The sequence below is a fragment of the Trujillonella humicola genome (genome assembly GCF_046233715.1).
Taxonomy (GTDB): domain Bacteria; phylum Actinomycetota; class Actinomycetes; order Mycobacteriales; family Geodermatophilaceae; genus Trujillonella; species Trujillonella humicola.
In genome coordinates, this window is the sequence record NZ_JBJNRJ010000003.1 from 131,326 (window position 1) to 146,352 (window position 15,027).

General features: G+C 75.2%; 14 protein-coding genes. 12 read left to right on the top strand and 2 right to left on the bottom strand.

The window, feature by feature from the left end; all coding sequences use genetic code 11:
- Nucleotides 1-62 precede the first annotated feature (62 nt).
- From ndk to ACK586_RS02995, 12 genes are all read left to right on the top strand, one after another.
- Nucleotides 63-470, top strand: a complete 408-nt coding sequence (gene ndk / locus ACK586_RS02940; RefSeq protein WP_409328955.1) for a nucleoside-diphosphate kinase — start codon at nt 63-65, stop codon at nt 468-470.
- A gap of 117 nt (nt 471-587) precedes the next feature.
- Complete coding sequence (locus tag ACK586_RS02945) at nt 588-1,625, top strand: acyl-CoA dehydrogenase family protein (protein WP_409328956.1); 1,038 nt, start codon at nt 588-590, stop codon at nt 1,623-1,625.
- Nucleotides 1,626-1,640: 15 nt separating this feature from the next.
- Nucleotides 1,641-2,834 (top strand): acyl-CoA dehydrogenase family protein, encoded by a 1,194-nt coding sequence (locus ACK586_RS02950; protein ID WP_409328957.1) that lies wholly within the window; start codon nt 1,641-1,643, stop codon nt 2,832-2,834.
- Between the two features lie 111 nt (nt 2,835-2,945).
- A complete protein-coding gene (locus tag ACK586_RS02955; RefSeq protein WP_409328958.1) occupies nt 2,946-4,874 on the top strand; it encodes a TIGR03960 family B12-binding radical SAM protein in 1,929 nt (642 codons plus the stop codon).
- A gap of 14 nt (nt 4,875-4,888) precedes the next feature.
- Nucleotides 4,889-5,656 carry a TIGR03936 family radical SAM-associated protein gene (locus ACK586_RS02960; RefSeq protein ID WP_409328959.1) on the top strand — a complete coding sequence of 256 codons (768 nt, stop codon included), beginning with the start codon at nt 4,889-4,891 and terminating at the stop codon, nt 5,654-5,656.
- A gap of 270 nt (nt 5,657-5,926) precedes the next feature.
- Entirely contained in the window at nt 5,927-9,133 is a 3,207-nt protein-coding gene (locus ACK586_RS02965) for an Rne/Rng family ribonuclease (RefSeq protein ID WP_409328960.1), read from the top strand.
- A 232-nt stretch (nt 9,134-9,365) separates the two neighbouring features.
- Nucleotides 9,366-9,677, top strand: a complete 312-nt coding sequence (rplU, locus tag ACK586_RS02970; RefSeq protein WP_409328961.1) for a 50S ribosomal protein L21 — start codon at nt 9,366-9,368, stop codon at nt 9,675-9,677.
- A gap of 7 nt (nt 9,678-9,684) precedes the next feature.
- Nucleotides 9,685-9,942 carry a 50S ribosomal protein L27 gene (gene rpmA, locus ACK586_RS02975; RefSeq protein WP_113840870.1) on the top strand — a complete coding sequence of 86 codons (258 nt, stop codon included), beginning with the start codon at nt 9,685-9,687 and terminating at the stop codon, nt 9,940-9,942.
- Nucleotides 9,943-10,088: 146 nt separating this feature from the next.
- Nucleotides 10,089-11,570, top strand: a complete 1,482-nt coding sequence (gene obgE, locus ACK586_RS02980) for a GTPase ObgE (RefSeq protein ID WP_409328962.1) — start codon at nt 10,089-10,091, stop codon at nt 11,568-11,570.
- Nucleotides 11,567-12,703 carry a glutamate 5-kinase gene (gene proB, locus ACK586_RS02985; protein WP_409328963.1) on the top strand — a complete coding sequence of 379 codons (1,137 nt, stop codon included), beginning with the start codon at nt 11,567-11,569 and terminating at the stop codon, nt 12,701-12,703. The genes obgE and proB overlap by 4 nt, the downstream gene beginning before the upstream one ends.
- A 13-nt stretch (nt 12,704-12,716) precedes the next feature.
- A complete protein-coding gene (gene def, locus ACK586_RS02990) occupies nt 12,717-13,199 on the top strand; it encodes a peptide deformylase (protein WP_409328964.1) in 483 nt (160 codons plus the stop codon).
- Nucleotides 13,200-13,221: 22 nt separating this feature from the next.
- Entirely contained in the window at nt 13,222-14,004 is a 783-nt protein-coding gene (locus ACK586_RS02995; RefSeq protein WP_409328965.1) for an isocitrate lyase/PEP mutase family protein, read from the top strand.
- 4 nt (nt 14,005-14,008) lie between these two features.
- On the opposite strand, the gene ACK586_RS03000 is transcribed toward ACK586_RS02995, so the two are convergent.
- Together ACK586_RS03000 and ACK586_RS03005 are read right to left on the bottom strand one after the other, a co-directional pair.
- Nucleotides 14,009-14,317: a hypothetical protein gene (locus ACK586_RS03000; protein ID WP_409328966.1), complete on the bottom strand. Its 309-nt coding sequence runs from the start codon at nt 14,315-14,317 to the stop codon at nt 14,009-14,011.
- Nucleotides 14,314-14,973 (bottom strand): maleylpyruvate isomerase family mycothiol-dependent enzyme, encoded by a 660-nt coding sequence (locus tag ACK586_RS03005; protein ID WP_409328967.1) that lies wholly within the window; start codon nt 14,971-14,973, stop codon nt 14,314-14,316. Before ACK586_RS03005 ends, ACK586_RS03000 begins: the two co-directional genes overlap by 4 nt.
- Between the last annotated feature and the right edge of the window lie 54 nt (nt 14,974-15,027).

Here is a 15,027-nt window from a genome sequence, read left to right on the forward strand (position 1 = left end):
GGGCGCCGGCGGACCGCCGTCGCGTGCGGGCCTCCCGCCGCGGGCCGTTAGGCTGCCGCTCCGTGACCGAACGCACCCTCGTCCTCGTCAAGCCCGACGGCGTCGCCCGCGGCCTGGTCGGCGAGGTGATCTCGCGGCTGGAGGCCAAGGGCCTGCGCCTGGTCGCCGCCGAGCTGCGCACCCTGCCCCGCGAGGTGGCCGAGCAGCACTACGGCGAGCACCGGGAGAAGCCGTTCTTCCCGTCGCTGGTCGACTTCATCACCGGCGGTCCGCTGCTGGCGCTCGTCGTCGAGGGACCGCGGGCGATCGAGGCGTTCCGCGCGCTGGCCGGGGCGACCGACCCGGTGAAGGCCGGCCCGGGCACCATCCGCGGCGACTTCGCCCTCGAGGTGCAGAGCAACATCGTGCACGGCTCGGACTCCCCGGAGTCGGCCGCCCGCGAGATCGGCCTGTTCTTCCCCCACCTGTAGACCCGCCGCCCGAGGACCCGCGACCGCCGACCGGCGGGCGCGGGTCCTCGTCGTCCGCGGCCGGACGCGCCGCAGGGCCCTTGTCCGCCGAGGCGTCCATGTGATGGATTTACAGCCGTGGAACGATTCGAGTTACGGCGTCAGGACTTCCGCCTGGACGACGACCAGCAGGCGGTGCTCGAGGGCTTCGGCGAGTTCTTCCGCGAGCAGGTCCCCTCCTCGCTGGTGCGCGCGGCCGAGCCGCTGGGCTTCGACGCCGGCCTGTGGCAGCGGGTGGTCGGGATGGGTGCCACCGCCATGGCGCTGCCGGAGGCCGCCGGTGGGGACGACGCCACCCTCGTCGACCTGGTCCTGGTCGCCGAGGAGCTCGGCCGGGTCGTGGCGCCGGTGCCGCTGGTCTCGCACGTCGTCGCCTCGCGGCTGCTGGCCCGGGCCGGGGGTGCCGGCGAGCTGCTGGCCGCCGCGGCGGCGGGGGAGCGGATCGTCACCCTGGCCCTGCAGCCGGTCGTGGACGGCAACCGTCAGCTCGTCCCCGATGCCGCCCTCGCCCGCGACGTCCTCTCCTGGTCGGCCGAGGGGCTCGCCCTGCACACGCTCGCCGAGCCGGCCGCGCACGTGCCCAACCAGGGCTCGACCCCGCTGGCCTGGTTCGACCCGGCCGCGGGCGAGCGGACCGTGCTGGTCGCCGGCGCCGAGGCCGAGGCGCTGTTCCGCGCCGCCGTCGCCGAGTGGAAGCTGCTGACCGGCGCCGCCCTGGTGGGCATCGCCCAGTCCGCGCTGGACCTCGGCGTCGAGTTCGCCAAGACCCGGCGCACGCTCGGGGTGGCGATCGGCTCCCTGCAGGGGGTCGCCTTCCCGCTGGCCGACGCCGCCACCGAGATCGCCGGGGCGCGCAACCTCGTCCGCAAGGCCGCCTGGTACGCCACCTCCGAGCCGCGGACCCGCCCGGACCTGCCGCTGGCCGCCTTCGTGCACGCCGCGCGCGCCGCCACCGAGGCCGCCTGGGTCTCGGCGCACACCCAGGGCGGCCTGGGCTTCACCGTCGAGGCCGACATCAGCCTGTTCTTCCTGCGCGCCAAGGGCTGGAGCGTCCTGGGCGGGGACCCGGGCGCCGACCGCCGCGAGGTCGCGCGGGCCCTGCTGGCCGCGGTCTGAGAGAGGGGATCGGACATGGACTTCGCCACCGTCGAGCTGACCGCCGAGCAGGAGCAGTTCCAGAAGGAGGTGCGCGCCTTCCTCGACGAGGTCGTCACCGCCGACGTGCACGAGCACGAGCGGCGCACCGGCGACGGCTTCAACGAGGCGGTGCACCTGGCGCTGGGCAGCAAGGGGTGGCTGTTCCCGGCGTGGCCGGTCGCCGACGGGGGCGCCGGCCTGGACCGTGTCTGCCAGCGGATCCTGGCGCTGGAGCTCTCCCGCCGGGAGGTCCCGATGATCACGCACAGCACGACCGGGCTGGTCTGGAGCGCCGTCGAGCTCTCCGCCGACCCGGAGCTGGCCGCGCGGCTCAAGCCCGAGGTGGCGGCCGGTCGGGTGCGCTTCTGCCTGGGCTACAGCGATCCCGAGGGTGGGTCGGACATCGCCGGCGCGACGCTGCGTGCGGTGCGGGACGGCGACGACTGGGTGCTCAACGGCTCGAAGCTGTGGACCACCGGGGCGCACAACTGCCAGTACACGTTCCTGATCACCCGGACCGACCCCGACGCCCCCAAGCACAAGGGTCTGACGATGTTCCTGGTGCCGCTGGACTCGCCGGGGGTGGAGATCCAGGCCATCCGGACCTACGGCGGGGAGCGCACCAACGCCGTCTACTACACCGACGTGCACGTGTCCGACACGTACCGCATGGGTGACGTGAACGCGGGCTGGGCGACCCTGCAGGGCCCGCTGTCGGCCGAGCACGGCGCCGGCCGGCCCGACGACGGGTTGAGCGACGTCGGCATGACCATGGGCACCCGCGAGTTCGAGGCCGCCATCGACGCCGCGGCCCGCTGGGCCAGGCGCACCCGCCGTCCCGACGGCACCCTCGTGGCCGACGACCCGGCCTTCCTCGACCGGCTGGGCCACCTGGTCGTCGAGACCGAGGCCATCCGCGTGACCCCTGGGCCGATGGGCCGCACCAAGAGCTCGCTGGGCTACATCGCCGGCATCGCCGAGCTCGTCGACATGGTCGGACCGGAGGCGCTGCTCGCGCACGGGGCCGACGGCGCCCTCGAGGACGGCGTGATCGACTACGCCCACCGCTTCGCCCAGGGCACGGCCACCTACGGCGGCACCACCGAGGTGTTCAAGGGCATGATCGCCCAGCACGTCCTCGGGCTGCCCCGGCTCACCCTGCCCGGCAGCAAGGCCTGGGTGCGCTGACGCTCCGCGAGATCTGCACAGTCGTCACCATCAGGCGCTGATGCCGACGACTGTGCAGATCTCGCCGACGGGCGGGGGGCGGCGCAGCGGCGCGGCTACCCTGGACGGGTCATGACTGGTCAGACGCTGTACCCCCGCCTGGAGCCCCTGCTGGCCCAGGTCCAGAAGCCCATCCAGTACGTCGGTGGCGAGCTCAACGCCCAGGTCAAGCCCTGGGACGACGTCGCCGTCCACTGGGCGCTGATGTACCCCGACGCCTACGAGGTGGGGCTGCCCAACCAGGGCCTGATGATCCTGTACGAGGTGCTCAACGAGCGGCCCGACGCCCTCGCCGAGCGCACCTACGCGGTCTGGCCCGACCTCGCCGTGCTGATGCGCGAGCACGGCGTCGGGCAGTTCACCGTCGACAGCCACCGGGCCGTCGCCGACTTCGACCTGCTCGGTGTCAGCTTCGCCACCGAGCTCGGCTACACCAACCTGCTCGAGGCGCTCGACCTCGCCGGGGTGCCGCTGCACGCCGCCGAGCGCGACGAGTCGCACCCCGTCGTCGTCGCCGGCGGGCACGCGGCGTTCAACCCCGAGCCCGTCGCCGACTTCGTCGACTGCGCCGTCCTCGGCGACGGCGAGCAGGCCGTCGGGGACATCACCGACGTGGTCAAGGCGTGGAAGGAGCAGGGCCGGCCCGGTGGCCGCGTCGAGCTGCTCGCCCGCCTGGCCCGGGTCGACGGCGTCTACGTGCCGCGCTTCTACGCGGTCTCCTACGGGCCCGACGGCGCGATCGCCTCGGTTGCCCGCACCCGGGACGACGTCCCCGCGCGGGTCGGCAAGCGCACCGTCATGGACCTCGACGAGTGGCCCTACCCGAAGACGCCGCTGGTGCCGCTCGCCGAGAGCGTGCACGAGCGGATGAGCGTGGAGATCTTCCGCGGCTGCACCCGCGGCTGCCGGTTCTGCCAGGCCGGGATGATCACCCGCCCGGTGCGCGAGCGGACCATCACCGGGATCGGCTCGATGGTCGACCAGGGGCTCAAGGCCACCGGCTACCAGGAGGTCGGGCTGCTGTCGCTGTCCAGCGCCGACCACTCGGAGATCGGCCAGCTGGCCAAGGAGCTCGCCGACCGCTACGAGGGCAGCAACACCGGTCTGTCGCTGCCCAGCACCCGGGTCGACGCCTTCAACGTCACGCTGGCCAACGAGCTGTCCCGCAACGGGCGGCGCAGCGGGCTCACCTTCGCCCCCGAGGGCGGCAGCGAGCGGATCCGGCGGGTGATCAACAAGACGGTGTCCAAGGAGGACCTCGTCCGCACGGTCACCACCGCGTACGCCAACGGCTGGACGCAGGTGAAGCTCTACTTCATGTGCGGACTCCCCACGGAGACCGACGAGGACGTCCTGGAGATCGCCGAGCTCGCCACCGAGGTGATCCGGGCCGGCCGCGAGGCCAGCGGCCGCAAGGACATCCGGTGCACCGTCTCCATCGGCGGGTTCGTGCCCAAGCCGCACACCCCGTTCCAGTGGGCGGGCCAGGCCAGCGCGGAGACCATCGACCACAGGTTGAGGGTCCTGCGCCAGGCGATCAACGCCGACCGCCGCATCGGCCGCTCGATCGGCATGCGCTACCACGACGGCAAGCCCGGCGTGATCGAGGGCCTGCTCTCCCGGGGCGACCGTCGCGTCGGCCGGGTGATCGAGCGGGTGTGGCGCGACGGCGGCCGGTTCGACGGGTGGAGCGAGCACTTCTCCTACGACCGGTGGACGGCGGCCGCGGCCGAGGAGCTGGCGGCCTTCGGCGTCGACCTGGACTGGTTCACCACCCGCGAGCGCACCGAGGAGGAGGTCCTGCCCTGGGACCACCTGGACTCCGGGCTGGACAAGGAGTGGCTCTGGGAGGACTGGCAGGAGGCCCTGGCCGAGCAGGAGGTCAGCGACTGCCGCTGGACCCCCTGCTACGACTGCGGCGTCTGCCCGACCAACGGCACCGAGATCCAGATCGGCCCGACCGGGCGCAGCCTGCTGCCGCTCACCGTCGTGGGCCGCTGAGATGGGCCGCTGAGATGGCCCGCCAGCCCGACGGGCCGCCCCCGCCGCCCACCGTCCAGAAGCTGCGGCTGCGCTACACCAAGCGCGGCCCGCTGCGCTTCGCCTCGCACCGCGACCTGGCCCGCGCCCTCGAGCGGGCGCTGCGCCGAGCCGAGGTGCCCATGGCGTTCTCCGCCGGCTTCAGCCCGCACCCGAAGATCAGCTACGTGGGTGCGGCGCCGACGGGTGCGGCCAGCGAGGCCGAGTACGTCGAGATCGGCCTGACCCGCCCGTGCGACCCCGAGGCCGTGCGGGTGGCGCTGGACGCCGCGCTGCCGCCCGGCGTCGACGTCGTCGACTGCGTGGCCGCCCAGGAGGGGACCGGCGGGCTGGCCGACCGGATCGACGCCGCGGTGTGGCGCCTGGAGTTGCCCGGCGTGGAGCCCGCCGAGCTCGCGAGCGCCCTGGCGACCTTCCTGGCGCGCGAGGAGGTCACCGTCGCGCGGCGCACCAAGAGCGGCCTGCGCGACGTCGACGCCCGCGCGGCGGTGGCCTCCGCGACGGCGGGCGGCGAGGCGGGCTGTGCCATACTGACCGTGGTCGTCCGGCAGGTGACGCCCGCCGTTCGACCAGACGACGTGGTGGCCGCCCTGGCTGCCGTCGCCGACCTGCGCCCGCCGTCGCCCCCCCGGGCCGTGCGTGAGGCGCAGGGCCGGCTCGACGACACCGGGACGGTGGCCGACCCGCTCGGGCCCGACCGGCTCGTGCGAACCCGCTGCCAGGGGGAGCGCGCGACCGTCTGAGTTCAGGAGCGCCCGCGCCGTCGCGCGGCACGGCTGCCAGACGTGCTGCACCGAGAGCCAGCACCACGCAGCCAGACCAGCGCACCTGCACGACAGCACCACCGGCCCCCGGCCGCGGCAACCGTCGCGAGCCGGAGCCGTCCACAGACTTCGCAGGACGGGCGGACCCGCGCCAGATCCGAGGGCCCGCCCGACCCGCCCAACCCGTGCCCCTGCGCGGCCGCCGCAGCCATCGGCGCCCGGGGGCACCACACAGGAGGCGAGCCCTTCGTGGCCGACCAGGACGACACCACCTCGACGACCATCGAGGACACCGCAGCGGAGGAGACCGGATCGGCCCCCGCGCCCAGCGACCAGGGGTCCCCCCACGGGGCCTCGGGCATCGAGGGCCAGGCGGCCGCGCCGGCCGCCGCGCTCGCCGGGGACGAGGACGACGATGTCGCGGCGGTCGCGCCCGGCGCCGCGGAGCTCCCCGCCGAGGACCCGGAGACCGAGGCCCCGGAGGCGGAGGAGCCGGCGGACCCGGAGACCGGGCCGGAGGCGGAGACCGGGCCGGAGGCGGAGACCGAGCCGGAGGCCCCGGAGACCGGGCCGGAGGCCCCGGAGGCCGAGCCCGAGCCGCGGTCCCGATTCGGGGCGCAGTTCAGCTCCCCCGAGCCCACCGCCGTGGTCGCGCGCCCCCGCCGGCGGGCCACCCGCCCGGCCGCCTCGGCCGACCCCGACGCCTACGAGGCGCCGCCGGCAGCCCCGCCGGTCGCGCCGGCGTTCATCAGTTTCGTGGCCCCGGCCGAGCAAGAGGCGCCCGCGCCGCGCCGGCGCAGCCGGCGGCCGCTGGCCGAGTCGCCCGACGAGCCCGAGGACACCGGCGGGTCGTCCCCGGACGAGGACGACGAGACGCCGGCCCCGCGCTCGCGCCGCGGCCGCTCGCGCCGCCGCGGCGGCGCCGGCGACGGCGAGGGCGCCGACCCGGCGACCGACGAGGGCACCGGGGCCGAGGACGAGGCCGGTGACGAGAGCGCCGACGACTCCGACGACCGCGACGAGTCCGGGGGCGGCAGCCGCCGCCGTCGCCGCGGGCGCCGCGGTCGCGGCCGGGGCCGCAGCGGGGAGGACGCCGACGACGCCGACGAGTCCGGCGACGACGGCGAGGCCGACGGGCAGCCCCGCGATGCCTCCCGCGCCGCGGCGGACGACGAGGACTCCGACGAGTCCGACGAGGGTGACGCCGAGGACGGCGAGGGTGACGAGGGCGACGAGGAGACCGGGTCCAGCACGCGGCGCCGCCGGCGCCGGCGCCGCCGGGGCGGCTCGGAGTCCGGCGGGGACGCCGGCGGGGACAGCGAGCGGCCCGAGCGCGCCGGCCGGGACGGTCGCACCACCAGCGAGGACGACGTCAAGGGCGTCTCCGGCTCCACGCGTCTGGAGGCCAAGCGCCAGCGCCGGCGGGACGGGCGGGACACCGGCCGCCGCCGCGCCCCCATCCTCTCCGAGGCCGAGTTCCTCGCCCGCCGCGAGGCCGTGGACCGGGCGATGGTCATCCGCCAGCGCGGCGAGCGCACCCAGATCGCCGTCCTCGAGGACGACGTCCTCGTCGAGCACTACGTCACCCAGGCCTCGGCGACCTCGTTCGCCGGCAACGTCTACCTCGGCCGGGTGCAGAACGTGCTGCCCAGCATGGAGGCCGCGTTCGTCGACATCGGGAAGGGGCGCAACGCCGTCCTCTACGCCGGTGAGGTCAACTGGGACGCCGTCGGGCTGACCGGGAAGCAGCGGTCGATCGAGACGGCGCTCAAGTCCGGCGACAAGGTCCTGGTGCAGGTCACCAAGGACCCGATCGGGCACAAGGGCGCGCGGCTCACCCAGCAGATCAACCTGCCCGGTCGCTTCCTGGTCTACGTGCCGGGCGGCTCGATGACCGGGATCAGCCGCAAGCTGCCCGACACCGAGCGGCAGCGGCTCAAGGACATCCTCAAGAAGATCGTCCCCGAGGACGCCGGCGTGATCATCCGGACCGCCGCGGAGGGCGCCTCGGAGGAGGAGCTGACCCGCGACGTGGCCCGGCTGCAGGCGCAGTGGGACGTCATCCAGAAGAAGGCCGAGGCCGCGCAGAACGGCTCCGGCGGCGGTCCGACGCTGCTCTACGGCGAGCCGGACCTGGCCATCCGGGTCATCCGCGACGTCTTCAACGAGGACTTCAAGGAGCTCGTCGTCCAGGGCGACGACGCCTGGGACACCGTCGAGGCCTACGTCGCGCACGTGTCGCCGGAGCTGGTCGGCCGGCTGCGCCGCTACACCGGTGAGGGCGACGTGTTCCGCGACCTGCGGATCGACGAGCAGCTGACCAAGGCGCTCGACCGCAAGGTGTGGCTGCCCTCCGGCGGCTCGCTGGTCATCGACCGCACCGAGGCGATGACGGTCGTCGACGTCAACACCGGGAAGTTCACCGGCTCGGGCGGCAACCTGGAGCAGACGGTGACGCGCAACAACATGGAGGCGGCCGAGGAGATCGTCCGCCAGCTCCGGTTGCGTGACATCGGCGGGATCATCGTCATCGACTTCATCGACATGGTCCTGGAGAGCAACCGGGACCTGGTGCTGCGCCGGCTCACCGAGTGCCTGGGGCGCGACCGCACCAAGCACCAGGTCGCCGAGGTGACCTCGCTCGGCCTGGTGCAGATGACCCGCAAGCGCGTCGGCCAGGGCCTGCTCGAGGTGTTCAGCGAGCCGTGCGAGCACTGCCGCGGCCGCGGGATCCTGGTGCACACCGACCCCGTCGACGAGAAGCGCCGCGGCGGCAACGGCTCCGGCGGCTCCGGCGGCTCCGGCGGTGGTCCGGGCGGGAACGGTGGTGGCCGCAACCGCGACCGCGACCAGACCCGCTCCGAGCGGCGGGACACCCCGGTCGAGACGCCGGCCGAACCGGCGGCCGAGGTTGTCGCCAAGGACGCCGAGCCGGACGCCGTGCCGGCCGCCGAGCCGGCCGCCGAGGGCGGCGAGCCGCGCTCCGGTGGTCGCCGCAACCGTGGTCGTCGCAACCGGGGGCAGTCGGGGGAGGAGCGCGCCGCCGAGGACGCCGCGGTGCTCACCGCCGTCGGCCCGTCCGGGGACGACGGTGCCGCCGAGGGCACCGGGGGGACCGCCGGGGCGGGCACCCCGGCCGCCACGGACGCCGTCCCCACGGCCGACGGCACCCCGGCCGACGCGCCGGGCATCGCACCCGAGCCGACCGCGCAGGATGCCGCCCAGGCCCCGGCCGCGGCTCCCGAGCCGCAGGAGCCGGCGGCCGCGGACGCGCCGCCCGCGGACGCGCCGCCCGCGGACGACGCGGCCGTCGCGGAGCAGCAGGACGAGCCCGACGAGGACGACGTCCCCGCCGGGGCCGGCCCCGACGAGCCGGCCGCCCCCGCGGTGGTCGGGGGCGGCCGTCCGCGGCGCCGCCGGGCGGCCAGCCGGCCGGCCGGACCCCCGGCCTCCTGAGCAACGACCCCCGTGCCCCCGCCGGCTCCCGGCGGGACCCCGCACGGGGGCCGAGCCGCCGGGACCGCGTTCGACCCGGTCCCGGCGGCTCGGGTACGCTGGTCGGGTTGCACCGCCACGGGCAGGGCACCGCACGGTGCCGCCCGGGAGGCGCGTGCAGCCCGTCCCGCACCCCGCGTCCCCGCGGGCGTGCGCCCAGGACAGACACGAGCACGCGATCGAGGAGTCAGTGGTGTACGCAGTCGTCAAGGCCGGTGGCCGGCAGCACAAGGTGGCCGTGGGCGACCGGTTCACGGTCAACCGCCTGGCCGGTGAGGCGGGCGACCAGGTCGCGCTGCCCGCAGTCCTGCTCGTCGACGGCGACACCGTCACCACCGACGCGGCCGCGCTGGCCGGCGTCACGGTGACCGGCGAGATCGTCGGGCACGGCAAGGGCCCGAAGATCCGCATCCACAAGTTCAAAAACAAGACCGGCTACCACAAGCGCCAGGGGCACCGTCAGCCGCTGACCGACGTGGTCGTCCGCGACATCACGAAGGGCTGACGACGACATGGCACACAAGAAGGGCGCCTCGTCCTCCCGCAACGGCCGCGACTCGAACGCCCAGCGCCTCGGCGTGAAGCGTTTCGGCGGCCAGGTCGTCAAGGCCGGCGAGATCATCGTCCGCCAGCGCGGCACCCACTTCCACCCGGGTCTGGGTGTCGGCCGCGGTGGCGACGACACGCTGTTCGCCCTGGAGCCGGGCTCGGTGACCTTCGGTACCCGCCGCGGTCGCAAGACGGTCTCCATCACGGCCGTCGAGGCCTGACGAAGGACCTCCTCGCCCCCCACGACTCGCCAGCTCGTCGCGGGGCCCTGCGAGGGGGCCGACACCTACGTGCCGTCGAGCGCACGGGCCGACCCGGCCCGTGCGCTCGCGGCGCTTGACAGGCAGACAGAGGAGGCGGCGCGGACATGGCCGCTTTCGTCGACCGCGTGGTCGTCCACGTCTCCGCCGGCAACGGCGGCCACGGCGTGGCCTCGATCCACCGGGAGAAGTTCAAGCCGCTCGGCGGTCCCGACGGCGGCAACGGCGGCAACGGGGGCGACGTCGTCCTCGAGGTCGACCCGAACGTGCACACGCTGCTGGACTTCCACCACCGTCCGCACCACAAGGCCGGGAACGGTCGCCCCGGGGAGGGCAGCAACCGGCACGGCGCCCGCGGTGAGGAGCGCGTGCTGCGCGTCCCCCCGGGGAGCGTCGTCAGCACGCCCGACGGCGAGGTCCTGGCCGACCTCGTCGGCGTCGGCACCCGCGTCGTCGTCGCCCACGGCGGGAAGGGCGGGCTGGGCAACGCCGCCCTGGCCAACACCCGGCGCAAGGCCCCCGGCTTCGCCCTGCTCGGCGAGCCGGGCGAGGCGCTCGACATCGTCATCGAGCTCAAGAGCATCGCCGACGTCGGGCTGGTGGGCTTCCCCTCGGCGGGCAAGTCGTCGTTGATCGCCGCGATGTCGGCGGCCCGCCCGAAGATCGCCGACTACCCGTTCACCACGCTGGTCCCGAACCTCGGCGTGATCCGGGCCGGCGACGTCAGCTTCACGATGGCCGACGTCCCCGGCCTCATCCCCGGCGCCTCGGCCGGCAAGGGCCTCGGCCTGGAGTTCCTCCGCCACATCGAGCGCTGCGCCGTCCTGGTGCACGTCGTCGACATGGCCACGATGGAGCCCGGCCGCGACCCGGAGAGCGACATCGAGGCCCTCGAGCACGAGCTCGCGGAGTACTCGGGCGAGGAGATCGACCTCGTGGGGCGGCTGCGGATCGCCGTCCTCAACAAGATCGACGTGCCGGACGCCCGCGAGCTCGTCGACCTCGTCCGCGCCACCCTGACCGACCGCGGGCTGCAGGTGTTCCCGATCAGCGCCGTGACGGGGGAGGGGCTGCCCGAGCTCGGCTTCGCGCTGGCCGCCGCGGTCGAGGAGCACCGGGCCTCGCTGCCCGAGCCCGAGCCGGTGCGCCTGACGCTGACCCCGCGCGCGGTCGACGACACCGGGTTCACCGTCGAGCCGGACCCCGAGTACGGCGGCTTCGTCGTCCGCGGCGTCAAGCCCGAGCGGTGGGTGCGCCAGACCGACTTCACCAACGACGAGGCCGTCGGCTTCCTCGCCGACCGGCTCAACCGGCTCGGCGTCGAGGACGCCCTGGAGAAGGCCGGGGCGGTCGAGGGCGACCAGGTCACCATCGGCGACGTCAGCTTCGACTTCGTGCCGACGCTGCCCGCCGGGACGCTGTCGGTCGAGGAGACCGCCGGCCTGGGTGGGCGGGGGACCGACGCGCGCATCGACGCCCCGCACCGGGTCCGGGCCGCCGAGCGCCTGGCGGCCAAGAAGGCCCGCCGGGTGCCCTACGAGCTGACCGAGACCTGGTCCGACGACGACCTCCCCGGGGACGACCGGTGAGCCTGCGGGAGCAGATCGCCGGTGCCCGCCGGGTTGTGGTGAAGGTCGGCTCGTCGTCGCTGACCACGCTGCCCGGCGGGCTGGACGTGGCCAAGCTGACCGCGCTGGTCGACGCGCTCGGCACCGTGCGGACCGGGGGCCGCGAGGTGGTGCTGGTGTCCTCGGGGGCCATCGCTGCGGGGCTCGCGCCGCTGGGCGTCGAGGGCCGGCCGCGGGACCTGGCCACCGCGCAGGCCGCGGCCAGCGTCGGGCAGCTGCGGCTGGTGCAGACCTACGCCGACGCCTTCGGCCGGCACGGCGTGACCGTCGGCCAGGTCCTGCTGACCGCGGACGACCTGACCCGGCGCAGCCACTACCGCAACGCCCACCGCACCGTCGACCGGCTGCTCACCCTCGGCGTCCTCCCGATCGTCAACGAGAACGACACGGTGGCCACCGAGGAGATCCGGTTCGGCGACAACGACCGGCTGGCGGCGCTGGTCGCCCACGTGGCGCAGGCCGACGCGCTGCTGCTGCTGTCCGACGTCGACGGCGTGTACGACGGCGATCCCCGCACCGGCCCGGCGCAGCTGGTCGACACGGTGGCCGACGCCGCCGACCTGGCCGCGGTCACCCTCGGCTCGGCCTCCCGCAACGGCGTGGGCACCGGCGGGATGGCGACGAAGGTGGAGGCCGCGCTGATCGCGGCCCGCGCGGGCGTGCCCGTCGTCGTCACCTCGACCGTCCAGGTGGCCGCGGCGCTGGCCGGCGAGCGGGTGGGCACGCTCTTCCTCCCGTCCGGCCGGCGGCCCTCCGCGCGGCAGTTCTGGTTGCGCTACGCCAGCCGCCCGCGCGGCCGGCTGGTGCTCGACGAGGGCGCGGTGCGCGCGGTCCGCGAGCGCAACGCCTCGCTGCTCGCCGCCGGGATCACCGGCGCGATCGGCGAGTTCCTGGCCGACGACCCGGTCGAGCTCGTCGGGCCGGACGGCGTCGTCGTCGCCCGCGGCCTGGTCGCCTACGACGCCTCCGAGCTGCCGGCGCTGTTCGGCCGCAAGACCGGCGACCTCGACCCGGAGTACCGCCGGGAGGTCGTCCACCGCGACGAGATGGTGCTGGTCGGCCCCCGGCCCCCGAAGCCGGTTCCGACCGCCTGAGAGACTGCCGCGCGTGACGATCCGCCCGATCCGCGAACTCGGCGACCCGGTGCTGCGCACCCCGGCCGACCCCGTGCGCGCCTTCGACAAGGAGCTCGCCGCCCTCGTCCGCGACCTCGAGGAGACCGTCGACCACCCCGGCCGGGCCGGCCTCGCGGCCCCGCAGATCGGGGTGAGCGCCCGGGCGTTCAGCTACAACATCGACGGCGTCATCGGCCACGTGGTCAACCCGCGGTTGGTGGAGCTGTCGGAGGAGACCCAGGACGGCGACGAGGGCTGCCTGTCCGTGCCGGGCATCTGGGCCCCGACGGTGCGCGCGATGCACGCCGCGGTGGAGGGCTTCGACGTGCACGGGGCACCGGTGCGGGTCGAGGGCAGCGGGCTGATGGCCCGCTGCCTGCAGCACGAGGTGGACCACCTCGACGGCAAGGTCTTCCTCGACCGGCTGACCGGTGACGCGCGCAAGGCCGCGCTGCGCGCGCTGAACGCGCGCTAGCGCGGCTGGTTACGGTCGCCGGGTGACCGACCTCGCCGCCCGCGCCCGCACGCTCCTCGACCTGCACGCCGCCCCGGAGATCCTCGTCCTCGCCAACGTGTGGGACGTCGTCTCCGCGCGGGTCGTCGCCGCCACCGACGGGGTCCGCGCGCTGGCCACCGCCAGCCACTCCATCGCCGCGACCTTCGGCTACGAGGACGGCGAGAACATCCCGCTGGCCCTGCACCTGGACATGGTCGAGCTGATCACCTCCGCGGTGGACCTGCCGGTGAGCATGGACATGGAGGCCGGTTACGGCGACCCGGGGGAGACGGCGCGCCGGGCGATCGTCGCCGGCGCGGTCGGGGGCAACCTCGAGGACGAGATGCGGCCGCTGGACGACGCCGTCGCCGCGGTCGAGGCGGTGCTCCGGGCCGGCCGGGACGCCGGCATCGACTTCGTGCTCAACGCCCGCACCGACGCGTTCCTCCTGGCCCCCCGGGACGCCGACCGCGGCGAGCTGGTCGCCGAGGCGGTCCGCCGCGGCCGCGCGTTCCTCGAGGCCGGCGCCCCGGTGGTGTTCGTGCCCCGGTTGGTCGACCGGGACGAGATCGCCGCGGTCGTCGAGGGGCTGGGCCGGGGGAAGCTGTCGCTGATCAGCGTGCCCGGCGCCTCGCCGTCGGCGCGGGAGATGCAGGAGCTGGGCGTCGCCCGGGTCTCCACCGGCCCGTTCACCCAGCGGGTCGCGCTGACCGCGCTGCAGGACGCCACCGCCGAGCTGGTCGGCGGCGGCGTCCTGCCGCCCGGCACCCGCACGCTGAACTGAGCGGTCAGACCGCGACCCCGGCCGCCGGGAGGACCAGCCCGCGGACCTCGAACGGGGTGATGACCTCCTCCGGGGGTGCTGCCCCGGCCAGGACCTCGGCCATCACCGGCCCGACGACCTCGCGGCCGGCGCGCTCGTAGTCCTCCCGGGACCGCCACACCTCGATGACCTGCATGCCGTCGGTGGTCTGCCGGGCCAGGTGCACCAGCAGGCCGTCGAACGAGTCCCCGAACCGCTCGAGCATCCTCCGGTGCACGTCGTCGTAGACCTCCGCCGGCAGGCCGGGGACGTCCGTCGTCACCGCGTACGTCATGTCGTCCTCCTCGTCCCGTCGCGGTGGACCGGTGCCGCCGCGAGCTCGCGGGCGCCGTCGCCCTCGAGGTGCTCCAGCGCGGCCGCCGTCCGTCCGGTCACCAGGAGCAGGACGGCGGATGCGGGGCCGCGGACGGGCGCGCCCTCGCCGAGCACGAGGTCCGCGTCCTCCGCGGTGAGCCGGTAGCCGGCCAGCCGCCGCCGGACGCCGAACGGGAAGCTCATCGCGTACGCCCGCCGGGCCGCGACGGCCGCCGCCTCCGGCGGCACCGGGCGGCTGCGGCCGAGCGGGACGGTCATGTCCTGCCCGTGGACGAGGACGTCGGTCAGCGGCTCGACCGGGCTGACGAACGGAGCCCGGCGACGGGAGCCGACCATCGCGCGCAGCTGCGCGGCGTACTCGGCGGGCGGACGGCCGGCGGCGCGCAGGGCGGTGTCGCGGATCATCCGGTCGAAGCTCCCCCGGGCCCGGATCGCCTCGACGGTCGCGGCCCGGTAGCCCATGTGGGCGAGGGTCAGGTGGGCCGCGACGTGGCCCACCTGCCAGGCGTCGCATAGGGACGGGGCCGCCCACTCCGCCGGTGTGAGGTCCTCGAGGAGGTCGGCGAGGCCGGCCCGCTCGGTGTCGATCGTGCGCCAGACGGTGTCGACGTCCATGAGCGCTCCCGGGTCGTCAGTTAGACTGACAGTCTCGTCAGAGAGGCTGACCAT